We start from the raw sequence: 22,092 nt of genomic DNA, 5'->3' as shown, positions 1-22,092 counted from the left end.
ATGGCTGCCGTTGTAGCTTCGGGGCTCGGCTTGGGGCTTGGCCTGTGGTTGGTCTTTGCCCGTCTGCCGGTTATGCGCAAGCCCAGCTTTGCGCAACGGGTGGAGCCCCAGCTGCGCAGCAATGCTGGCCGGTCCAGGCTGTTGGCAGCGGAGGAGAGCCGCGCCTTGTTTGGACCGTTAGAGCGAATCTTTGCCTTGTTGCTCTCCGACGCCGTCGGCTGGCTGGGGCGCTTCAATATCAGTGTCAAGGGGCTCACCGCCCGCCTGGAACGAGCTGGGCGCAAGGAGTCAGCGCTGGAGTTCCGGGCAGTGCAAGTGCTGTGGGCGGGGGTGGGCATGGTACTGGGTTTGGCGGTATCCCTGGTCTTGATCTGGTCGGGACGGGCGAACATCATGGGCGGGCTGGCACTGACCCTTGGGGCGGTTCTGGGCGCGTACCTGCTCTACGACTATCTTCTGGGTGTCCGCATCAAACACAGGCAGGCCAGGATCCTCGCCGAGTTTCCTGCCTTGGCCGAACTCATGGCCTTGGCCGTTGGTGCCGGGGAAAGCGCCGGCAGCGCCCTGGACCGGGTTGCCCGGGCCTCCCGAGGCGAACTATCACGGGAATTCACGTCAGTTTTGGCGCAAACCCGAACAGGGATCCCGCTGGTGGAAGCGCTCTCCAGCTTCTCCGAACGGCTCAACGTGCCTGCCCTGAGCCGTTTTGTTGACGGCATCAGTGTGGCCGTGAACAGGGGAACCCCGCTGGCCGACGTTCTGCGAGCCCAAGCCCAGGACGTACGCGATGTTGCCAAACGGGACCTGATGGAGATGGCAGGGCGCAAGGAGATTGCCATGATGGTTCCGCTGGTGTTCGGAGTGCTTCCACTCACCGTCGTCTTCGCTGTCTTTCCCGGCCTGGCACTGCTGGAGTTCGGTCTGTGATGCGTGCCGCCAACCATTCACCATCGCCAGCATGTCAAGTACCGCACCATCACCGAGAAGGGACACACCATGGAGTCGACGAGGAAGATTCTGGACCTGACAACAACGCTGATAATCGCAGGAACGCAGCTCCTGGCGCTGTGGATGCGGCGCGGGATGCACTGGCTGCAAAGGTTACGCGTGCGCCCGGCCACCGAACGCAGCCGGGCCGACGTGCCAGGCTGGGTCCTGATCACCTTGATGAGTGCCATCCTGGTGGCAGGACTGTTGGCGATAGCCGGTCCGGCGCTGGAGAAATTATTCACCGAGGCCATGGACCAGGTCAAACCCGGAGCCTGAGAGTCGGCAGGGACAGGGGAACAACACCTCGACACCCCGAAAGCGGTGCCGCCGTGGTGGACTTTGTGCTCGTGTCGGCTCTGCTGACGATCATGTTTCTGGCCCTGATCCAGCTGGCACTCGTGTTGCATGTGCGCAACACCGTGGCCGACGCGGCGTCCTCCGCTGCCAGGTATGGGGCGCTGGCGGACAGGACAGCCCAAGACGCACAAGTGCGGGCTGAACAACTGATTGAGGCTGCCTTGGGCGCAGCATACGCTGGCGATGTCACGGCAACGGTTTCTGAGGTCAACGGCATTGCCATCTTGACTGTCTCCGTCACAGCGCCGTGGCCCATAGTAGGAATGCTCGGACCAGGGGAGAGCCTGCAGATGAGTGGACATGCGCTCATTCAACGGTGAGTACGGGCGGCGCCGTGTCAAGGACTGCCCCGCCACAAAATGGCCCACCCCAGACCGGGCGCCCACGCCCGAGCGGGGGAGCGCCGTGGTGGAGTTCGTCTTCCTGGCGGTGCTGCTCATGGTGCCCGTGGCGTACCTGATCCTCACCGTGGGTGCCCTGCAAGGCGGTGCCTACGCCGTTGTGGGCGCCGCCGATCAGGCAGCCAGGGTCTACGTGCTCCAAGGTGATGAGGGCACAGCCCTCCAGGCAGCCAGGCAGGCCGCGGACATCGCCGTCACCGACATGGGCTTTGACCCGGCCAAGTCCACACTCACCATCACCTGCGACGGCGGCTGCCTCACACCCGGTGCCACCGTCACCGCGCAGGTGCGCCTGCGCGTGGACCTGCCCCTTGTCACCGGTATCCCCGGGGTGGACCTGCAGGCAGCAACCGTGGAATCGGTGGCCACACAAAAGGTTGGCCGCTTCAAATGAGCACGCACCAGCCGCAGGGCAACGGAAAGCACGACGACGGGCACATCATGGTCTTGCTCATCGGCTTCGTCTTGCTGGCGCTGTTGCTGACCACCGTTGTGGCCGCTGCCTCCAGCTTGTACCTTGGCCACAAAAAGCTGCTGTCCATGGCAGATGGTGCGGCGCTCGCAGCCGCGGACACGTTCGTGCTCAACGGGGGCACCGCCAGCACAGACCCCGGCACCCTGCTCACCGACCAAGGTGTCAGCGCCGCGGCGGCAGCCTACCTGGCAGACAGTCCCACCCCGCAGTCGCTGGCCGGCATCACGCTCGCAGCCGGGACGGGAGCCGCCGACGGCCGCACCGCACAGGTGAGCCTGACCGGCGTCGTGCATCCGATCTTTATCAACTTTCTGGTGCCTGAGGGCATCCCCATCACCGCAACAGGTACAGCCCGCGCCCAACTGGTGCGTTGACGCTAAGGAGTGGACTTCCGGAGCACGCCCGCACATGCCGTACGCTTGAATATCATGGCTGAGACCGACTTTCCCGCAGAGATCCGGGCGCTGCGCGCCACCTACAAGTCCATTGAGCAGGTGTCCGAGGTGGACAAGCTCCTTGAGGACATTGAAGATTTGTCCGACCAGGCTGGTTCCCCCAACCTGTGGGACGACCCTGCAGCGGCACAAAAAGTGACGTCAAGGCTCAGCTATGCCCAATCGAAGCTGGAAAAGCTGCGTAGCCTCCAGTCACGCATTGACGATCTGGAGGTCCTTGTTGAGCTGGCCCAGGACGAAGGCGACGCCGATTCGCTAGCTGATGCCCACAAGGAACTCGCCGGCTTGCAAAAGTCCCTGAAGGATTTGGAAATCGTGACGCTGCTGGCTGGCGAATACGACGAAAGGGAGGCCGTAGTCACCATCCGCTCCGGCGCAGGAGGCGTGGATGCTGCAGACTTCGCCGAAATGCTGTTGCGCATGTACCTGCGCTGGGCCGAACGCCACGGCTACCCCACCACCGTCCTTGACACCTCCTACGCTGAAGAAGCAGGGCTGAAATCGGCCACTTTCGAGGTCAAAGCCCCCTACGCCTTTGGCACCCTCAGCGTCGAGGCCGGCACCCACCGCCTGGTCCGCATCAGCCCCTTCGACAATCAGGGCAGGCGCCAAACCTCCTTCGCCGCCGTCGAGGTCATCCCGCTGATCGAGTCCACGGACAGCATTGAAATCCCGGACAACGACATTCGCGTGGACGTGTTCCGCTCCTCCGGCCCTGGCGGGCAGTCGGTGAACACCACCGACTCGGCCGTGCGCCTGACCCACATCCCCACCGGCACCGTGGTGTCAATGCAGAACGAGAAATCACAGATCCAGAACCGTGCCGCGGCACTGCGGGTGCTCCAGTCACGTCTGCTCCTACTGAAAAAGGCCGAAGAAGACGCCACCAAGAAGGCCATGGCCGGGGACGTCAAGGCATCTTGGGGGGATCAGATGCGCTCCTACGTGCTCAACCCCTACCAAATGGTCAAGGACCTGCGCACCGAGTACGAGGTGGGCAACACCTCTGCTGTGTTGGATGGGGAGATTGATGACTTCATCGACGCGGGCATCCGCTGGCGGGCAGACAACCGCAACGCCGCGAAATAATCGAAGGCCTCGACACACCGGCAAGGGTCACGAAAAGCCGCTAGTTGGTGCCTATAGTCGTAGGGCTGGTGGTTTCTTTCCCCAAACCAAAGCCCAGTCACCGGCATGCCAGTTACGTTCGCTGGAAGGGCAACGAAAAGTCATGATTCGTTTTGAAAATGTGAGCATAGCTTACGACCGTATGAGAAAACCGGCCCTGAACGACGTCTCGCTGGAAGTTGACCGTGGCGAGTTCGTGTTCCTGGTGGGTTCCTCAGGCTCCGGCAAGTCAACGTTCCTGCGCCTGGTATTGCGAGAGATCAAGACCGAACACGGCCAAGTCCATGTGGCCGGGCAAAACGTGGCCAATGTGCCCAGCTGGCGAGTGCCCAAATTCCGCCGCGGCATTGGCGTGGTCTTCCAGGATTTCCGCCTGATCAACTCCAAAACTGTGTTCGCCAACGTCGCCTACGCCATGCAGGTCCTCGGCAAGAGCCGCGCAGCCATCCGTCTGGAGGTGCCGCGGGTGTTGGAACTGGTGGGTCTTGAAGGCAAAGAACGCCGGCTGCCCACCGAACTTTCCGGTGGCGAGCAGCAGCGTGTGGCCATTGCCCGCGCCATCGTCAACCAGCCGGACATCCTGCTGGCAGACGAGCCCACAGGAAACCTTGACCCGATCACCAGTGCCGGAATCATGGATATCCTGGACAAGATCAACCAAAATGGCACCACCGTGGTCATGGCCACCCACGATGACGACATTGTGAACTCCATGCGCAAGCGAGTCATTGAGTTGCGCCACGGCGAGGTCATCCGCGATGAGGCCCGCGCCCAATACACTTCAGCGATTCCCATAGTCCCCGCCGCCGGTGTAGTGCCTGCCGTGAAGGATTCCCCGGACGAGCCCCAGACCCGCCGTCAGCGCACCGTCAGTGCCGCCAACGCAGGAGCCCTGCGGGAAGATGTCATGCCGCCGCGACTTGAACGCAACCGCGACCGCGTGTACCCCGATCCCACGGCAGCAACCATGAATGAGGACCAACTGTGAGACTTGCCTTCATCATGAGCGAGTTGGGAAGCGGCCTGCGCCGCAACCTGACCATGGTCATCTCGGTGATCTTGGTGACGTTTGTGTCGCTGACATTTGTTGGCGCCGCCGGCGTCCTGCAACTGCAGATCGGCCAGCTCAAAGGATTCTGGTACGACAAGGTCCAAGTGACCGTCTACCTGTGCACCGACGTCCCCAGCAACACCAACTGCGTGGCCGGACCCGTCACCGACGAACAAAAGAACCACATCCAGGAACTACTCGGTTCCGCTGCCGTGAAGCCGTACGTTGAGAAATGGACGTTCGAGACCCAGGAAGAGGCGCTGACCCACTTCAAGGAGCAGTTCGCCAGCTCTCCCATGGCCGACTCGGTAGAGGCAGGGAATTTGCCGTCGTCGTTCCGCATCAAGCTCACGGACCCGGAAAAATACCAGATCATCAATGAAACCTTCGCGGCAACGCCAGGAGTGGATTCAGTGGTGGACCAACGCAAGGTGCTGGAACCGCTGTTCTCCATGATGAACATCGCCACCTGGGTTGCGGTGTTCGTCGCAGGATTGATGATTCTTTGCGCGGCTCTCCTGATCGCCACCACCATCAGACTTTCGGCCCAATCCAGGGACAAGGAGATCGGTATCATGCGCTTGGTGGGTGCCTCCAAGACGGTGATTCAATTGCCTTTCGTTCTGGAAGGGGTCATCGCAGCCACCATCGGTGCCGTGCTGGCTTCCGGTGCTGTGTGGGCCATGGTCACCTTCTTCATGAACGGCTACCTGGCCAACGGAAATTCCGGCATGCCGATGATCTCTCCCAACCATGCACTGAAGATCTATCCGGTACTGATCTTGATCGGGATAGTATTGGCCGGCATTTCCTCGGCAGTCTCACTTCGCAAGAATTTGAAAGTTTAGGAGCTAGGCGCCATGTACCGGACATCACAGGATGCGACACCACACGGAGGAAGCAGCACCGTGAAGACCGGCCACGCGAAACGCCGCTGGCGTTCCGGGGTTGCCGCCGGACTGACGGCCCTGACCATGCTGGGGATGCTGGGCCTGGTGGTTCCTGCGCAGGCAGACGAGCTCCACGACAAAGCCTCGGCTTTGGAGCAACAGGCTCATGACGCGGCGGGTGCCCTGGAGTTTGTGGACGCTGGCATTGCCAAATCAGCCTCCGACCTTGTCCTCTTCCAAGGACAGCTCCCCGGCGCCCAAGTCGCGTTGACGGATGCCCAGACTCGGGTTGGGGCAGCTACGGCACAAGTGAGTTCGCTGGCGGCAAGGATCGATCTTGCCCAGGAAAGCAAGGACAAGATCACCAGCCAGATCGCTATTGACACCAAAAAGGCTGCCGAAACCAAGAGCATGATCGGCCAGATCGCAGCCCAGTCGTACAAGGGCGGTGGCATCTCGCCTAACCTTGCCTTGATTTTGGGTATTGGTTCCCCGAACGACCTTGCAAATTCGATCGACATGGCCGAACAGGCTATGCGCAGCCAGAACGCTGCCCTGGAGCAGCTCACCTCACAAAAGGCGACCAATCAAAATGCGCAGGCACGATTGGCCGCCGTTGAGGCTGAAATCAAGGATTTGAAGACCCAGGCCGATGCCGCCCTGGTTGCCGAGCAAAGCGCGCGGGACCAGGCGGCCGCGCAAAAGGCCACGGTGGACAAGCTAATCAGTGACTCCGCAGTCATCAACGCCCAGCTTGAAGCCCAGAAACCGCAGATCCAGGCAAAGTTGAAAGTTGTGCAGCAGCAACAAAATGACGTTGCCGCACAAATTGCCGAACAACAACGCCAGGAACTTGCAGCCGCCGCGGCTGAAGCAGAGCGTATCGCCCGCGAACAAGCGGCCAGTGGCGGCGGTGGTGGCGGTGGCGGCACCTACGTTCCCCCAGCTCCTGGCAACCCCTCGGCTTTTGGCTTGCAGCACCCGTTTTCCGGGAACATCCCCATCACCTCAGGGTTTGGCTGGCGGCCCACCCCGACCGGCACCATCGACTTTGAAGGCACCGGCGGGTACATGCACACTGGCGTTGATTTCGGTGCTACCTGCGGCACCCCTGTCTATGCTGCTGCGGCAGGAAACGTGGTGATCGGTGGCTGGACGAACGGTGGTGGCGGGTATACCGTGCAAATTTCGCACGGCGTGATTCAGGGCAACGCACTGACCACCATTTATTATCACAATAGTGCTGCACTGGTCTCGCCCGGACAACGTGTCAGCCAGGGCCAGCTCATTGCCTACTCCGGGAACACCGGCAACTCCACAGGCTGCCACGCCCACTTTGAAACCTGGCTCAACGGACGCGCCGTGGACCCCATGGGTCTGCTCTAGGGAACGGACGGGCTCAGGTTATGGCGAACACCGGAACAGCATGCTGTTCCGGTGTTCGCCGTTTAAGGCGTAGTGCGGGTTGTTCAATGAACTTGCAGCTTAGCCAGGCGAGGACGGCGACGATGCCGACAGTAGCCGAAATGAATGCCCAGTAGGGGATGGATTGGTGCGGGAAGGCAAGCGCCAGACATTGTTGGACCGGCCAGGCATAAATGTAAACCCCGTAGGAAATGTCGTATTTTGCACCAATGCGTTGTAAGGGTAGAACCTGTCCCAGCAGGATGAGCAAAAAAGTGAATGGCAGGTGAACGAGCGCACTCGCCAGATTCATCGAGATGGAAACCGCCACGAGAGCCACCGCCGCTGAAACGGCCATTGGGTTGACACGTATCCGGTTGGCATAGATGTGAAGCAGTGCCCCGGCCAGGAACGCAATGGCGAGAGGCAGCACGCCGGAAGTCAGATGGCCAAGAGTCACAACCTCCCATGCAGACAGCAGCCGAACGCCGGTTAGCGCCACAAATGCTGCCAGCAGCACCATCCCCACATATTTCCTAGCCACAAGGCTGACCAAGACCCCTATAGCCATATAGCATGCCGCTTCGTACCAGATGGTCCAGAGGGAACCGTTCCATGTGTCAGGGACAGCGACGCCGGAGGAAAGCGTGTCTGCGATGGAGGATTGGCCCGCAACAGGGGGATAGAGTGCCAGATTGCGGAAGAAGAACGTGATGGCGTCCACCGGGCTGTACGTGCCGCTGGAGCCAAAGAAGTGGGACAACGGAGCCATCACGAAAGCCACCAGCAGCAGCGAGACGACAAACGCAGGGAAGATCCGCAGAACCCTCGCTGCGTAGTAGTCACTGACTGGACGACCGGAGAGCCTGCTCCTTGTTATCAGGAAACCTGAGAGCCCGAAGAATCCGAAAACGGCCCACCGGCCCAGGGTTTCCCCACTAACCAAAATCTCGGGACTGTAACCCCCCAGGGCCGCACTGTGGGAAATAATGACCAACAACGCCAATGCCAAGCGCAGCGCGTTCAATGAATTCCTGCGTGGATTAAACACGGATTGCAATAGCACAGGACCCCGTCGGAACTAGAAGCACCAACTGTCAGGTGCACGTCTTCCAATAATACGTCCGACGGCTGCACCAGCCCAAGGGGGGCCGTGGCCAGAAGGCAAAGCCGAACCGGTGCCGAAGCGGGAGCTGAGCCCCATGTGTAACCCCGCCGCTGCGTGCGGTTGCTAGACTAGTCCTTCCAGCCCTAAGCTGGCATCACCTCATCCACGAAGGAGTCCGCAGTGCCTAAGGAAAGTGGCCTTAAAGTGGTGGCCACCAATCGCAAGGCCCGGCATGACTACCACATCATGGACACCTACGAGGCCGGCCTGGTGCTGATGGGCACTGAGGTGAAGTCCCTACGCGAAGGCAGGGCCTCACTGGTGGATGGCTTTGCCACGTTCTACAACGACGAACTCTGGCTTGAGTCGGTTTACATTCCCGAGTACCTGAACGGCAGCTGGACCAACCACACGGCCCGCCGCCGCCGCAAGCTGCTGCTGCACCGGGAAGAACTGGAAAAGATTGCGCACAAGACCCGCGAGTCCGGGTTCACCATCGTGCCGCTACAGCTGTACTTTTTGGATAGCCGGGCCAAGGTGGAAATCGCCATAGCCAAGGGCAAGAAGGATTACGACAAACGCCAGACGCTGCGCGAAAAGCAAGACAACCGTGAAGCGTTGCGCGTTATGCGAGAGAAAAACCGCGGATAGGCCCTGATGCCGGCACTCAGCGATTTTCTTGGAACCTGGAGCCTTGACAGATGGGCGCTGGGTTTTCTGCTGGTGTCAGGTGGGCTTTATGCCTGGGGCCTGCTCAGGGCATCCCGGGCCGGCATCCACTGGCAGCCCTGGCGTGTAGCAGCTTTCTACCTGCTGGGCTTGGGCAGCTACGCGGCGCTCAGCTTCGGTTTCCTGGGCACATATTCACCTGACTTGCGATGGGCGTTCTCCATACGGATTGCGTTGCTGCTATTTGTGGTCCCCGCCGGGATGGCCCTGGGCCTTCCCCTCGGCCTTGCCAGGGTGGCTGTTCGCCCCGGACGCTTGCGTTCGGTTTTGGCGGCAGCAGCACGCCAACCTGTCCGGATCTTCTCCAACAGCGCCGTGGCGCCCGTTCTCGGGTTGCTGGTGCTGTCAATGATGTTGACGCCGCTGGCTGGCATCACCCGCATGAGCCCGGTGTGGGAGGGCTTGCTCGGCATAACAATTCCGCTGTTGGGGTTGTTGATGGTGCTGCCCATGGTGGAGGAGAAAACCCGAATCAGCACCGCGTTGATCATGGTCCAATTTGTGTTTGCCTTCATTGAGCTGCTGGCGGACGCCATCCCGGGCCTGTTGATGAGGCTGACTCCCACCATTTTCGACGGCGCAGCCGCCTTGGGCAGCGCACGGCCTGCCTGGTTTCCCACCGCTCTGGCTGACCAGCAACTCGCCGGAGACTGGCTGTGGTTCATTGCAGAAGTCATGGACCTGCCCATCTTGATCCTGCTCTTTGTTCGCATGGCCAAATCTGACAAGGGAGAACGCAAGGTCTTGGACGAACTTACTGATGAACAGATGGACGAACTCAACGCCGCCCACCTGCACCAGCGCGGATAGGTGGGCCCATGGCACTGACCCGCAGGCATTGGTGGATCATTGGCGTGGTCACAGCGGTGCTTTTGGCCGTGATCGCCGTGGCAGTCACCGCTTCTTTCTCACTGCGTTCGACGACGGCCGCCGGTTCGGGGTCCACGGCAAGTTCCTCAGCACCTCCTGCCACCCCAAGCACAGCGTCACCGCCGCCCAGCATCGCAACATCAGCTCCGGCGTCGGGCACGCCTGTCCCATCCAGTCCTGGCAAGGATTTAGCGGCCCAAAGGCTGGCCGCCATGACACTGGAGCAACGGGTAGGGCAAATCCTGATGGTCTCCTCCCCGGTGACGGGCGCTGACGCCAACTCACTGTACGCACTCGACACGCTGTACGTGGGTAATGTGTTCATCAAGGGGCGCAGCACGGCCGGCGTGGAAGGGATCGCGGCGCAGGTGAGCGCCCTTGTTGCGCACGTTTCCGGGGACCGCACACACGGGGTGCGCCCCTTTGTGGCCACGGACCAGGAGGGCGGCTTTGTGCAGATCATGCGCGGACCCGGCTTTGAGGACATGCCCCAGGCCGTCGAACAAGGCCAACTGGCACCGGATGCGCTGGCGGCCGATGCCACCCGCTGGGGCCAGCAGCTGGCCTCCGTGGGCGTCAACGTGAACCTGGCCCCGGTGATGGACACCGTGCCCGGCGCCGCATTTGCGCCCCAGAACGCGCCGATCGGCACCTTTGGCCGCGAGTACGGATACACGCCCGCCGGCGTCTCCAGCCATGGCCTGGCCTTCGCCCGCGGCATGCTGGCCGCCGGCGTCGCACCCACGGCCAAACACTTTCCCGGACTGGGGAGGGTCACCTTGAACACCGACGTCTCCGCCGGGGTCACCGATGACATCACTGTGCGTGAGGACGCGTACATCCAACCGTTTCGCGACGCCGTAAACGCCGGTGTGCCGTGGCTGATGATCTCCAATGCCCTCTACCCAAAGATTGACCCGAGTAACCTTGCGCCTTTCTCCTCGGTGATTGTCCAGGACATGGTCCGGGGCGACCTGGGCTTCACCGGCGTCATTGTCAGCGACGACATCTGCGACGCCGTGCAGGTTTCCGGCGTGCCCGTGGACAGGCGGGGCGTTGACTTCATCGCCGCCGGGGGCACCATGGCCCTGTGCACCAATCAGGCGCTGCTGCCGCAGATGTACCAGGGGCTGGTGGCCGCGGCGCAGGACGATCCAGGCTTTGCCGGCCAGGTTGATTCCGCCGCGTTGTTGGTGCTGGAGTCCAAGGCCGCCGCGGGGCTGTTGAGCTAGGGAATAAATCCCCCACCGGATGCGCTAGCATGGATAGTCACGGAGAGTTCCTTTGGGAACTGGACGTGGTTTGAAAAAACAATAGGGGATGATCGGTTTCGACGGTGTTTGTTGAGACAGGTGAAGCGGGTCGAGGATACAGGGTTATCTCGTAAACGATCTCTGTAAAACAATAAGTGCTGAATCAAATCGCACTGACTTCGCTCTTGCTGCCTAAGCAGTAAGACAGTCCGTCAGCCCGGGAATGCTCTCGTCCCGGATCCTGGCGTCATTTAGAGGGCCACTGCTCTAAGTTCTTGTTGTAGGCACTTAGGGGACTCTTATACAACTGGGCCTGGCAGCTACTTGTTTGCGAGATAGCTGGGGCCGAGAAAAACCGACGCGAACTGCACCCGGAGAAGCCCTGATGACGCAACATCGGACGGGAGTTCAATTCTCCCCATCTCCACATCCCTATTGGGACCCGTTCCACGCCTCGCGGCGGGGGACGGGTCTTTTTTGTTTAACTTATGCGGTGGATTCGGGCGCGGTTATGCGCATGGTCGTTTATGCGCGGGGCCCGGTTCGGGTTGTGCGCATAAGCTCACGCTCCTGCGAGGCGCCGGACATACCCTCGGTGTAGTGGGTGGCGTAGAACATCACGGCCGGGATGATCCCGGCAGCCCCGTTCGTCGGGGCCGTCACGACCCGCCCGCCGGAGGCGTTTTCCTCATTCACGGCCAACGCCACCAGATTCACCCATTCCTGCCAGAACTTCGGATCCCGGTCCGGGTCCTCAGCCAGCAGCCGGGCATGCCAGTCAGGGGCGCGGCGGCGGACCTTCAACCCACCCGGCAGCAGCCCGGTGCGTTCCAAGGAGGCGTTCTTACATTCCTCCATGACGTCACGGATATGCAACAGCCCGGCCCGGATCTCCTCCTCGGAACGGGTCACGAGCTCATTGGCAAGCATCACGTCACTGAAGTTCCCGCCCACACTGGCACAGTGTTCCAACAAGGTCTCAGCAGTCCGGAACGGGTATGGCAAAAGTTCCTTGGAGTGTTCCAGCTCCGCCACCGCAGCCTCCACTTCCCCCTCACGGATGATGAAGCCACCACCGACGGAGAAGTACGTGGCCTCGTGCACCAGCACCCCGGCACTATCACTGACAGCCAGCTTCATACCGTTGGTGTGGCGGGGCAGGATCGTCAACGGGTGCAAAATAATATCTTCGGTACCGTACTCAAGAGCCACACTGCCCCCGAGCAGCAAGGGCGCACCGGCAGCAAACGCCGCCAGACGGGACTGGACCTCGGCCGGCAGAATCAACTCCGGCTCCCGGCCCTCCAAACCCAGCAACACCGCCGTCATGGTCCCATACCCGCGCCCGGTCGCCGCTAGGGAACCATACAAATCCACCCGCACCGAGCCGACCCTACCCAGCAACCCGCCCCCCACCAACTCCGCAGCAAACGCCGCAGCAGCCCACATCGGCCCCACAGTATGCGAACTCGACGGACCAATCCCCACCGAAAACAAATCAAAAACACCAACAGACATGGCAGCAAGCCTCTCTCGCCGCGCCCGGATCGGCTCCGACGTCTCGCCTCTCACGGTGCTACTGATCGGGCATCACCGGATCATGGCGCGGAAGTTTTCTGCCAGCCGTGAACAGACGCTTGCATTCTAGGCGCCCGGTGCTCTGGAAAGGTCGGTTTCCGGTGGGTGGGCGATGCCGGGCTAGGAGGGGAATCACGCCAGCCGGGGAGTCGCAATTGTCCATTCGGAGGGCTTAAACGCATAAGTGGTGACCCGAAATTAATCCGGCCACCACTTACCCCCAAAGTTCTGAGTGTCCGGCCGAGACATTGACCGTTCACACAATCATTAGTATGACAGATTCTAATGGAAAAGTGAACACGGTGTTCTTAAACTGTCACGGGCCGTCGTAGGAAGGAAAGCCAGACAAGCGCCAGCCCCGTGGCCACGAACAGGATCGAGGAGAAGGACAAGAGGTCCAATAACAAAGAATTATGCCACGCCGACATTTGGATCAAGGACGCAGCACACGCCATAAGGAAGCCGATGGACATGGACATGGCCGCTGCCCGGTACAGAGGCGGGCGGCGAGAAAAGGCTGCACGCCACGTGGGTAGAACCGCGCACAGTGCAGCAAAGGCCGGGTACAGCCTCCCAAACCACGCATACGCTTGCACCGACGGTTGGTTGAAGAACCCCCGCAGGCCCGCACTTGAGCCGTCCAGATCGGAGATGAGGTAGGTGATACAGATGCCGGCTGAGGAGACAAGCAACAGGGTCAGGCCGACGGGTCCGCGGATAAGACGCCGCGCAAGCGGTGAATCGTAGGCGGTGGCAACTTTAGAGGCCAGCAGAAAGAAGACGACAAAAAGGCTCAGGCGCAAAAAGACGTTGACGAAATTTACGCCGCCAAGGGCTCCGTCCACGCTCAGGTAGATGGCGGGAATACTCAGCGCCACGCTGAGAGAAACCAAGGCGAACGCCCAAAACAAGCCGCGATTGCGACCCTGAAACATGGCGGGGAGGCGCCAGAGTGTGCAAGCTACACACACCGCTAGTGCCATCCATTGCAGAATCGCAGTCATCCTAGATTCTCCCAAAGCTGTTGAGCTGCAGCAGTGTCAGCTTCGATGCGTTTCAAGGTCCGGCCCAGCGAATCAAGCCGTTCAGCTGCGAGTGAGACAAGTGTGCTGTCAGGTGTCTGACGCAAGGTAATTGAGCGGGCTCCGGGCAGCCAGCCAGCCTCATCCGGGGCGAGGAAACCTGTGGCTACCAGCCCGTTGGCAAGCCCAACACCGGCGATCCTGGCGCTGGAAATAGCCAGTTCCGCCGTCAGCCTGTTGGCGCTGATTTGTGCTGACAGGTTCTGCGGGGCAATCCCGACCTCCCTGGCCAGTTGCTGGCGCAGATCGGCCGGGCCGACGGCGTCCAGCCAGGTCCGCACCGAGGTCCGGTGCGGCACCGGGGAAAGTTCTAGCAATGCGGTTTTAGCGCCGGTATCCGCGGCCTTGCTCCTGTTGAGAATTTCAGTCAAGAGATCCGTGTCGGAGATTTGACTAAGCAACTCGGCCTCGGACGGCTCTCGCAAGCCAATGGAAAGGTCCTCAAACTTTTCGAATGCAGATAAGGACTCGACAACCGGGCGGTGCAGCGAGCGGCTGACGGCGGCAACTGTTGCCACCGAGACCCGGCCCCTGACGAGTTGCTGGGCCAGGGTGGAGCGCTTGATGCCCGCTGCGCGGCACACTGCTGCCCGGCTGGTGGTGCCGGCCACGCCGTCGAGCCACTGCTGAAAGGCCTTCGCCGAAACAGTCACGACAGGGGTCCTCTGAGAATGCCTGGGCGAGTTGGCGTGGGTGTCATGGTGGAACTTTTCCCTAGGGGTCTTGCAGGTCTTGGGAGTCGACTATGCCACGGAAGCGGCTGCCGACACCGTCAAATTCGCTGCGGCGCCAACCTGGGGCGGGGGAGGGGAGCTCGTCGTTGTAGTGGAAGTCGCACAGCACAAAGGTGAACTCGGGCCACCACTTCTTGGGCCGGGCAATTTCATGGAAATCGCACAGGTAGCAACGCAGCTCCACCCAGATGGGGCGTTTTCCGGTGGAGTTGGCTCGCGACTGGGCAAGCCAAGCCGGAGGGTTCGCGTCGAGCTCGTTGACCTCGGAGGTCTTCATCCGTGAGGGGATGCCATTCCGTGCGGCCATTTCCGGCGGAATGTTAAGCGCCTGGGCGATCTGCCGGCGGTTCAGTGAAGGGTTTGAAGTCGAGGAGTTGTTTGCCATGTTCCCATAAGGATATGGCGTACTGCGCGCAAGAGGGAATTTAGAGGCCAAAAGGCGAGGGCCCGGCGTAGAGAATTCACGGCCATGCACCAGTACACCATGCGGTGCGGGCCCCGGCAATTGTGACGTGATAAACGCCACAATACGGGAGTGTCTTTGTAGAAACTTCCCGTCTTCTAGAGCAAGTTGAAGGAAAAGTCGGGACCGTACCCTATGCTGTGGGAAAACAGCGGGAATTTAAGGGCGTAAATCCGGCTTTGAGGAGCTATGATGGGGCGCTGAAACACCCCGCCCAAACCACGAGCACTTCAGGAGTTTGAAAACCGCATGGCAACGGATTACGACGCACCCCGCAACAAAGACGAAGACCACGAGACAGAGTCGCTCCAAGCGCTCCAGGTTCAGCGCGGCGGTGCCCAGACGGCTCACATTGACGTCGAAGATTCTGACACAGCCGAAGGCATGGACCTTCCCGGCGCCGACCTCTCCAACGAGGAACTCGTTGTCCAGGTCATACCGGCACAGGACGATGAATTCACCTGTTCCTCCTGCTTCCTTGTCCGTCACCGCAGCCAGGTAGCCCGCGAAAAGAACGGCATGCTGTTCTGCAAGGACTGCGAAGGCTAAAACCGGCGCACGCCTAGCTTTGGCGTCCGGCACCAAGGAAAACGATGATTCACGCGCACGATGGTGGTGACGGGCTTTTGGACACCTTCGGGGTGCCCGGGGTATCGGCAGCGCAATTGTTGTGCGACCGGCACCCGGGTGACAACATCGCATTCACGGTGACTGACGCCAATCTGGGCACTATAGATCTAACGTACAGTGAACTGCGCGAGAAATCCGCGCGGTTCGCTGCTGCCCTACGCAGCCTTGGCGTGTGCCGCGGCGACCAGGTGGCCACGCTGATGGAAAAGTCGGTGGAACTGCTCATTGCGTTGCTGGGCATGTGGCGCCTAGAGGTCAGCAACGTCCCCCTGCCGACAGGTTCCACCCATGACCAAATGGCCCTTCACCTGCACTCCAGCGGTGCGCGCCTGGTGATTTGCGACGCCGAGTACCGCCGAAAGCTCCTCCCGCAAGGCGGGATTCCCAACGACGCTTCACCCCTAGTGGTTGTGGCCCGTGGTGAGGCCTTTGGCTACGACGTGGCCTTTTCTGAGATGGCCGCCGGTACCGGGGCCTTTGCTCAGGACGGCGCTGCCTCGGAACAGGAGCTCTAGCATGGGCCGGCGGAAGGCTACTGCGGTGAAAACCAGCTGGCTCAATACGGACCTAGCAACAATGCTGGTGGCTGGTGTGGGCTTCGCCTTGGAAGTGGCGATGATCGCCGCATTCCTGTTCTGGGGCTTGCGGCAAAGCAGTCCGTGGAACCTGGTGCTGGGCATCGGCATCCCGGTAGCGGTAGTGGTGCTCTGGGGTATCTTCATGGCCCCGCACAGCGAACGACGGCTTCCAGAGAACACCGTCAGATGGGCCGCACTGGGAGTCTTCCTTGTGGCCGGGGTGACGCTGCTGGCCGCTGGCACCTTGGTGCCCGGAGTGGTCATGTTGGTGGCCACCGGCGGGTATTTCGTTGCCGAAAGAGCACTCGCCCGCAACTAGGACCCCGGGTGGTCCAGCGCGTCGGAGTGGGGTGTCATGAGCGATCCGCCCGTGAGTTCTTGCACGGTGCAGCCTGGGTGGTATCCCTGTGTCGTGACCCAGAGCGACGCCGCAGCCTCGTCGCCCAAGTTCAGGTGGCCGGCGTCGTCCGTGTCAGCCACAGCAGTGCCCTGTGGGCCTGTGTCCGGCACGCCGGGGGAGGTGATCCTGCGGACCTCCAAGGTGCCGCCAAAGGGGCGCCTGCCAACAATTTCCAGCTCGGTGTCTAGGCCGATGCCGTGCTGGCCCAGGTAGCGCAGCAGCTCCGGATCGTGGTCGCTGATGCGGCTGACGCAACCCCGGTGCCCGGGATCCAGCTCGTCGAGACGGTGCGATGGTGGCATGCTGATGCCCCCATGCGGGTCGGGGATGGGGTCGCCGTGCGGATCCCGGGTGGGGTGGCCCAGCTTGGCGGACATGCGCTCAATGAATGTCTCGGAGACGGCGTGCTCCAACTGCTCGGCCTCATCGTGGACCTCGTCCCAGGAATAGCCAAGCTCACGGACCAGGTAGGTCTCCAGCAAGCGGTGGCGGCGGACCATGGCTAGGGCAAGCTTCAGGCCAGGCTCCGTGAGGTGGATGGGACTGTAGGGTTTGTGGTCCACCAGGCCCTGATCCTTGAGCTTGCGGACCATTTCCGACACCGAGGAATTCGCCACGCCGAGCCGCACGGCAAGCTGCGTGGACGTGATCGGCTTGTCCTGCCACTCGGTGAACGCGTAGATGACCTTGACGTAGTCTTCGATGCTGGAGGAGGTAAGGGGCGCTTTCACGTGTTCTAGCCTACCGGTTACGCCTTGCCGGTGAACGTTAGCCACAGCAGCACACCATTGAGGGCCACAATTAACACCACGCTCACCAGGGAGGCCAAGCGCAAGGGCAGCCGGTCGCGGTGAATGCCCATGAGCTCTTTACTGGAGGTCAGGCGCAGCAGCGGGACCAGGGCAAACGGGATGCCGAAGCTCAAGACGATTTGGCTGATGATCAAGGCCCATGTGGGGTTCACTCCCAGCCACAGCAGGCCGATGGCCGGAATCAGGCTGATGACGCGCCTGGTCAGCAGCGGGATGCGGACTTTCAGGAGGCCGTTCATGATGGTGGCACCGGCATACGCCCCTACTGAGGTGGACGCCAGTCCGGAGGCGAGCAGCCCCACAGCGAACACGACGCCGATCACCGGGCCCAGGCTCTCCACAATCGCGGCGTGGGCGCCCTCGATGGTCTCCGTGCCGGCCACTCCCTCCAAAGTGGAGGCGGCCAGCAACAGCATGCCAATGTTCACGGCACCGGCCAGCAGAAGCGCAATGATAACGTCCCAACGGGTGGCCTTGAGGATGTGGGCTAGACGTTCCGGGGTGCCGCGGGCATCCGTGTGCCGGTCCTTGGCTAACTGTGAATGCAAATAAATGGCGTGCGGCATGACGGTGGCGCCAAGCATGCCGGCGGCCAGCAAGATGCTGTCGGCGCCCTGGAACCGCGGCACCATGCCAGCCAACACTCCGGCCGGGTCTGGCGGGCTCAGGACCAACCCCGCCAGGAAACCCACGGTGATGATGACGAGCAAGAAGATGATGATGGATTCAAAATGGCGTTGGCCACGGCGGTTTTGCACCGTCAACAGGGCCATGGAGGCAATGCCCACGATCAGCCCGCCCAGCGGCAGCGGCACGCCGAACAGCAGGTTCAGCGCGATGGCGCCACCCACCACCTCGGCCAGATCGGTGGCCATCGCGACGAGCTCGGCTTGAACCCAGAATAGTCGCCGTCCGGAGGTGGAGAGTCGTTCGCCAAGAAGCTCCGGAAGGGATTTTCCGGTGACAAGGCCCAGTTTTGCCGACTGGTACTGGATCAGCATGGCCATGAAATTCGCGGCAACCAGCACCCACACCAGAAGATACCCGTAGGTGGCGCCGGAAGTGAGGTTTGCGGCCACGTTGCCAGGGTCCACGTAGGCGATGGCGGCGACGAATGCAGGCCCCAAGAGGAAGAACAGTCCACCCTTGCCTCGTCGTGCCGGTGCGGAGGTGACGTCCGTGGTCTCCAGCAATGCCATTCCCTTCCAGAATCCTAAATAGTTAATTTAGGCATACCGAAATTATAGCCGTGGCGGGGCTTTCCTGTCGAGGCGAGAGCGGGTGTTCACACCCTGGCCCGCCACGTCTGGGTGAAATAGGGCAGCTCGAGTTCTTCGCCCGGAGCATGGCCCAGATGCTCGAATAAGTACCAGCGAAGATTGCCCTGGACCTTGGCCCGGATGGTGTCGTTGGCTTTCAAATAGTAGCTACGGGATTTGACTAGCTCCAGCAGGTCCTCGGGCGTGGCTACCTGCATCCAGAGAGTTGCATGGCTTTGAAGGTCATGAAATTCGGGCCCCACGTCGGGGCGAAAGCCTGGCTTGTGGACGTCCCCTGCATGCATGATCCGGGCCAGCCGGTGCACCCACGGCACGCTGACATCGAGCTGGTTCCAGATGAGCCCAAGAATTCCGCCAGGGCGCAGCACGCGGGCAAGCTCCGTGCTGGCCAGCAATGGATCGCACCAGTGCCAGGCCTGCGCCACCACGGCCACGTCAACAGAATCCGCCGGCAGGTTAAGGTCCTCGGCCCGTCCCACCAGGGCCTGAACCTGTGGCAGCTTGTGCCGCAGTTGCTCGAGCATGTCCGTTGAAGGGTCGACGGCGGTCACCGCCCACCCGCGCCCTGTCAACAGTTGGGTGTACTTGCCGGTTCCGGCGCCGACGTCCAGTGCATCGCGGATATCGGCGCCGGCGCTAAGCCACTCCAATGACGCCAGCGGATAGCTTGGGCGGACATCGTCATAGTGTTTGCCGCCCGCCTGAAAAGCGTTGGCCATCTCTGTGCGCCGCGTGCTGTCAAAGACCGGTCCGCCCGTCCCCGCCATGCCACTCCTGAATAGTTGTGCCGTTTCCGCCGTCCACTCTACCGGGGTCCGGACAAGCTCGAGCTCCGGAGCACCTCAGTCGGTGGCGCAGGGGGCTGCGCCGGCGGTTCCGGGCGTGTTCGGCGCCCACGATGGAAAGGTGCGCGAATCGTTGGCGGGCACCCAGCGTCCGGCGTCCACTACATAGTCCCAGCCCAACCCGTTGCGCAGGAGGGCGCCCACGCCGTCGATCAGACGCTGCGCGTCCTCCAGCCGGGAGCCTAGACCAAAGCTGGCACGCAGCGACCCCGAGGCCAGGCCCAGGCGGCGCAGCGCCGGGTGGGCGCAGAACTTGCCGTCACGCACGCCCACGCCATGCTCGGCGGACAAGTAGGCGGCGACCAGTCCGGCGTCGTACCCGGCGATGGAGAAGTTCACTACGCCGATGGAACCGCACTCGGCGTAGGCGTCCGAGTCGGTGAAGAGCTGGTGGACCGTGACGCCGTCGAGCTCCTGAAGCCCGGATACCAGGTGGGAGCGCAGCTGCTGCTCGTGGTCGTGCCATTGATTCGCGTCCAACGCGCCGAGTACCTGGGCGGCCCTGGCCAAGGTGGCGGCGCCGAGTACGTTGGGGGAGCCGGCCTCATGCCGGGCCGGGCCCTGCGTCCACAGCACCGATTCCATCCGGACGTCCTTGACGGCGCCGCCGCCGGCCAGATGCGGTTTGCCTGTGTCCAGCCAATCGGAGCGGCCAACCAGCACCCCCGCACCAAAGGGTGCATAGAGCTTGTGCCCGGAGAACGCCACGTAGTCGATGCCGCTGGCTGCGATGTCGATGCGCCGGTGGGGTGCCAGCTGGGCCGCATCCACCACAATCCGGGCCCCGTACTTGTGGGCCAGGGCGGAAAATTCCGCCACAGGGAGCACTTCGCCTGTCACATTTGAGGCGCCCGTGATAGCCAGGAGCACCACATTTCCTGCCCGCAGCTGCGTCTCCACACGGGACAATGTGGCGGCGATGGTGTCACCTGCGACGACCGAACGGTGGGGCAGCGCCTGCCACGGCAGCAGGTTCGCGTGGTGCTCAATGTCCAGGTACAGGACCTCACCGTTGGCGTTGGAGTTGCTTTCCAGCAGGGTCTGCACGCAGCCAGCCAGGAGGTTCAGGGAATCGGTGGTGTTGCGGGTGAAGATGACGGTGTCATCGGGCCGGGCACCGAGAAAATTAGCCACAATGTGCCGTGCATTTTCATACACCGAGGTACTCACCTGTGAGGCGAATCCTGCGCCGCGGTGCACACTGGCGTAGTAGGGCAGAATCTGCGCCAAGTGCGCGGCCACATCCTCCACAGCCGGGGCCGACGCGGCGTAGTCCAGGTTGGCGTACCGGACACTAGCGCCGTGGATCAACGGGGCTTTGAGGTCGTTGCCCACCACGGGCAGCAACGGTGAACTGGCGAGGGAAATGTTTTCCAAGATGGCAGAACTCATGAGGCTTCCTTAAAGGAAGGATTCTTATCTGACCCCGCCGTCAAAAAAGCAGACAGAGCCAAAAAATCCGCGCTTGCCATGACCGCTCCGGCCAGGCCAGGTCGTCACCCGGGGCACCCCGCCGCGAAAGGAGGGTTGCCGGCCAGCAAACCGGGGTTTAGCGCTGGCACTCGTGACCTATGCAAAAAATAGTAGCCCAACGGCGGGCCCGACGCATTTGTTACGCCGGGTAACGGGCGGTGGTGACTACCGAGCAAAGGCAAAAAAAGTACGACGGCGGTGACCGCCGTCGTACTTAACTCACCTGTGCTTGATGAAAGGATTAGGCGAGGAGGTCATCCCAGCCCGGGTTCAAGCGGCGCAAGACCTCTGCGTGCAAAATGGAATTAGTGGCCAAGGCGTTGCCGCCGAAGGGTCCATCCACGCCCTCGAGCGAGGTGAAGCGTCCGCCGGCCTCGGTGATGATCGGTACCAGGGCGGCCATGTCATACAAGTTCAGCTCGGGCTCGCAGGCAATGTCAACGGCGCCTTCGGCAACCATGCAGTACGACCAAAAGTCGCCGTACGCGCGGGTGCGCCACACGTCGTCGGTGAGCCCCAGAAATTCCTCCCGGTTGCCGCGTTCGGCCCATCCGGTCAGCGAGGAGTAGGAAAGGGAAGCGTCGGAGAGCTCGGTGACGTTAGAGACTCGGATGCGGGTTGCGGCGGCCAGGGATTTGCCCATGTACGCTCCGGTGCCCTCGGCAGCCCACCACCGCTTGCCTAAAGCCGGCGCGCTGACAAGGCCCACCACCGGCCGGCCCTCGTCGACCAAGGCGATCAATGTGGCCCAGACCGGAACGCCGCGCACAAAATTCTTGGTGCCATCGATCGGGTCGATGATCCAACGCCGCGAGCCGTGGCCGCTGCTGCCAAACTCCTCACCGAGCACGGCATCGCGGGGACGGACCCGGGACAGCTGGCTACGGATGGACTCCTCGGCCGCCTTGTCTGCATCGGTCACAGGCGTCAGATCCGGCTTGGTCTCAACCTGCAGATCCAGGGCCTTGAAACGGGACATGGTCAGGGAATCGACGGTGTCGGCCAGGACATGGGCCAGGCGGAGGTCATCGTTGTACGTCTGTGGGGGCGTCATACTCACCACGTTATCGGTAGTTGGGGGACTAGGCTGGCTGGCACGCGGGCGG

24 protein-coding genes, 1 other RNA gene, 1 pseudogene and 1 riboswitch are annotated in these 22,092 nt (G+C 61.8%); of the genes and pseudogenes, 16 read left to right on the top strand and 10 right to left on the bottom strand.

The window, feature by feature from the left end; translation table 11 throughout:
- The 9 genes from AOC05_RS10675 (at window position 1) to AOC05_RS10635 (ending at window position 7,133) form a co-directional block, all read left to right on the top strand.
- Complete coding sequence (locus AOC05_RS10675) at window positions 1–927, top strand: type II secretion system F family protein (protein WP_231687096.1); 927 nt, start codon at window positions 1–3, stop codon at window positions 925–927.
- Window positions 928–1,071: 144 nt separating this feature from the next.
- The gene (locus AOC05_RS10670; protein ID WP_062009650.1) at window positions 1,072–1,266 is read left to right on the top strand and encodes a hypothetical protein; all 195 of its coding nucleotides are present in this window, start codon (window positions 1,072–1,074) and stop codon (window positions 1,264–1,266) included.
- A gap of 53 nt (window positions 1,267–1,319) precedes the next feature.
- Window positions 1,320–1,667, top strand: a complete 348-nt coding sequence (locus AOC05_RS10665) for a TadE/TadG family type IV pilus assembly protein (protein ID WP_082357934.1) — start codon at window positions 1,320–1,322, stop codon at window positions 1,665–1,667.
- Window positions 1,648–2,142 carry a hypothetical protein gene (locus tag AOC05_RS10660; RefSeq protein ID WP_062007198.1) on the top strand — a complete coding sequence of 165 codons (495 nt, stop codon included), beginning with the start codon at window positions 1,648–1,650 and terminating at the stop codon, window positions 2,140–2,142. The genes AOC05_RS10665 and AOC05_RS10660 overlap by 20 nt, the downstream gene beginning before the upstream one ends.
- Complete coding sequence (locus tag AOC05_RS10655) at window positions 2,139–2,597, top strand: pilus assembly protein TadG-related protein (RefSeq protein ID WP_230085307.1); 459 nt, start codon at window positions 2,139–2,141, stop codon at window positions 2,595–2,597. The genes AOC05_RS10660 and AOC05_RS10655 overlap by 4 nt, the downstream gene beginning before the upstream one ends.
- 54 nt (window positions 2,598–2,651) lie before the next feature.
- Window positions 2,652–3,767 (top strand): peptide chain release factor 2, encoded by a 1,116-nt coding sequence (gene prfB, locus AOC05_RS10650; protein ID WP_062007197.1) that lies wholly within the window; start codon window positions 2,652–2,654, stop codon window positions 3,765–3,767.
- Window positions 3,768–3,909: 142 nt separating this feature from the next.
- On the top strand, window positions 3,910–4,794 hold the full coding sequence (gene ftsE, locus AOC05_RS10645; protein ID WP_082357933.1) for a cell division ATP-binding protein FtsE: 885 nt from the start codon (window positions 3,910–3,912) through the stop codon (window positions 4,792–4,794).
- Window positions 4,791–5,705, top strand: a complete 915-nt coding sequence (gene ftsX, locus AOC05_RS10640; RefSeq protein ID WP_062007196.1) for a permease-like cell division protein FtsX — start codon at window positions 4,791–4,793, stop codon at window positions 5,703–5,705. The genes ftsE and ftsX overlap by 4 nt, the downstream gene beginning before the upstream one ends.
- Window positions 5,706–5,717: 12 nt before the next feature.
- Window positions 5,718–7,133 (top strand): M23 family metallopeptidase, encoded by a 1,416-nt coding sequence (locus AOC05_RS10635; protein ID WP_082357932.1) that lies wholly within the window; start codon window positions 5,718–5,720, stop codon window positions 7,131–7,133.
- Window positions 7,134–7,146: 13 nt separating this feature from the next.
- Here AOC05_RS10635 and AOC05_RS10630 read toward each other — a convergent pair whose 3' ends face one another.
- Entirely contained in the window at window positions 7,147–8,178 is a 1,032-nt protein-coding gene (locus AOC05_RS10630) for an acyltransferase family protein (protein WP_062007194.1), read from the bottom strand.
- 261 nt (window positions 8,179–8,439) lie between these two features.
- On the opposite strand from AOC05_RS10630, the gene smpB reads away from it, so the two are divergent.
- The 4 genes from smpB to ssrA all read left to right on the top strand — a co-directional run bounded on the left by smpB (window position 8,440) and on the right by ssrA (window position 11,541).
- A complete protein-coding gene (smpB, locus tag AOC05_RS10625) occupies window positions 8,440–8,910 on the top strand; it encodes an SsrA-binding protein SmpB (RefSeq protein ID WP_062007193.1) in 471 nt (156 codons plus the stop codon).
- 6 nt (window positions 8,911–8,916) lie between these two features.
- Window positions 8,917–9,798, top strand: a complete 882-nt coding sequence (locus AOC05_RS10620; protein ID WP_082357930.1) for a cytochrome c oxidase assembly protein — start codon at window positions 8,917–8,919, stop codon at window positions 9,796–9,798.
- Between the two features lie 8 nt (window positions 9,799–9,806).
- Window positions 9,807–11,090, top strand: a complete 1,284-nt coding sequence (locus AOC05_RS10610; protein WP_082357929.1) for a glycoside hydrolase family 3 N-terminal domain-containing protein — start codon at window positions 9,807–9,809, stop codon at window positions 11,088–11,090.
- 84 nt (window positions 11,091–11,174) lie between these two features.
- Window positions 11,175–11,541, top strand: a transfer-messenger RNA (tmRNA) gene (gene ssrA / locus AOC05_RS10605).
- Window positions 11,542–11,678: 137 nt separating this feature from the next.
- On the opposite strand, the pseudogene AOC05_RS10600 reads toward ssrA, so the two are convergent.
- From AOC05_RS10600 to AOC05_RS10585, 4 genes and pseudogenes are all read right to left on the bottom strand, one after another.
- Window positions 11,679–12,629, bottom strand: a pseudogene (locus AOC05_RS10600) (serine dehydratase beta chain); the annotation flags it as partial.
- Window positions 12,630–12,997: 368 nt separating this feature from the next.
- Entirely contained in the window at window positions 12,998–13,693 is a 696-nt protein-coding gene (locus tag AOC05_RS10595; RefSeq protein WP_154605743.1) for a hypothetical protein, read from the bottom strand.
- The gene (locus AOC05_RS10590; protein WP_062007189.1) at window positions 13,690–14,424 is read right to left on the bottom strand and encodes a hypothetical protein; all 735 of its coding nucleotides are present in this window, start codon (window positions 14,422–14,424) and stop codon (window positions 13,690–13,692) included. Before AOC05_RS10590 ends, AOC05_RS10595 begins: the two co-directional genes overlap by 4 nt.
- A gap of 61 nt (window positions 14,425–14,485) precedes the next feature.
- Window positions 14,486–14,890 (bottom strand): DUF5997 family protein, encoded by a 405-nt coding sequence (locus tag AOC05_RS10585; protein ID WP_062007188.1) that lies wholly within the window; start codon window positions 14,888–14,890, stop codon window positions 14,486–14,488.
- A gap of 327 nt (window positions 14,891–15,217) precedes the next feature.
- Here AOC05_RS10585 and AOC05_RS10580 point away from each other — a divergent pair, with 327 nt between their 5' ends.
- The 3 genes from AOC05_RS10580 to AOC05_RS10570 are packed head-to-tail and all read left to right on the top strand — an operon-like array spanning window position 15,218 to window position 16,495.
- A complete protein-coding gene (locus AOC05_RS10580; protein WP_062007187.1) occupies window positions 15,218–15,517 on the top strand; it encodes a DUF4193 domain-containing protein in 300 nt (99 codons plus the stop codon).
- 44 nt (window positions 15,518–15,561) lie between these two features.
- Window positions 15,562–16,113, top strand: a complete 552-nt coding sequence (locus AOC05_RS10575) for an AMP-binding protein (protein WP_062007186.1) — start codon at window positions 15,562–15,564, stop codon at window positions 16,111–16,113.
- Window position 16,114: 1 nt separating this feature from the next.
- Window positions 16,115–16,495, top strand: a complete 381-nt coding sequence (locus AOC05_RS10570; RefSeq protein WP_062007185.1) for a YrdB family protein — start codon at window positions 16,115–16,117, stop codon at window positions 16,493–16,495.
- Here AOC05_RS10570 and AOC05_RS10565 read toward each other — a convergent pair.
- The 5 genes from AOC05_RS10565 to hisN form a co-directional block, all read right to left on the bottom strand.
- Window positions 16,492–17,307, bottom strand: coding sequence for a metal-dependent transcriptional regulator (locus tag AOC05_RS10565; protein ID WP_062007184.1), 816 nt, complete (start codon window positions 17,305–17,307; stop codon window positions 16,492–16,494). The genes AOC05_RS10570 and AOC05_RS10565 overlap by 4 nt on opposite strands.
- Window positions 17,308–17,324: 17 nt before the next feature.
- On the bottom strand, window positions 17,325–18,587 hold the full coding sequence (locus tag AOC05_RS10560; protein WP_062007183.1) for an Nramp family divalent metal transporter: 1,263 nt from the start codon (window positions 18,585–18,587) through the stop codon (window positions 17,325–17,327).
- Between the two features lie 86 nt (window positions 18,588–18,673).
- On the bottom strand, window positions 18,674–19,435 hold the full coding sequence (locus AOC05_RS10555) for a class I SAM-dependent methyltransferase (RefSeq protein WP_062007182.1): 762 nt from the start codon (window positions 19,433–19,435) through the stop codon (window positions 18,674–18,676).
- A 75-nt stretch (window positions 19,436–19,510) separates the two neighbouring features.
- Window positions 19,511–20,905, bottom strand: coding sequence for an aminotransferase class V-fold PLP-dependent enzyme (locus AOC05_RS10550; protein ID WP_062007181.1), 1,395 nt, complete (start codon window positions 20,903–20,905; stop codon window positions 19,511–19,513).
- A 64-nt stretch (window positions 20,906–20,969) separates the two neighbouring features.
- A riboswitch (SAM riboswitch) is annotated at window positions 20,970–21,083 on the bottom strand.
- A gap of 144 nt (window positions 21,084–21,227) precedes the next feature.
- Window positions 21,228–22,040 carry a histidinol-phosphatase gene (gene hisN / locus AOC05_RS10545; RefSeq protein WP_062007180.1) on the bottom strand — a complete coding sequence of 271 codons (813 nt, stop codon included), beginning with the start codon at window positions 22,038–22,040 and terminating at the stop codon, window positions 21,228–21,230.
- Window positions 22,041–22,092 lie beyond the last annotated feature (52 nt).

The sequence above is a fragment of the Arthrobacter alpinus genome, assembly GCF_001294625.1.
Classification (GTDB): Bacteria; Actinomycetota; Actinomycetes; order Actinomycetales; family Micrococcaceae; genus Specibacter; species Specibacter alpinus_A.
Note: the sequence above shows the minus strand (reverse complement) of the source record. Positions and strands in the feature narration are given on the sequence as shown.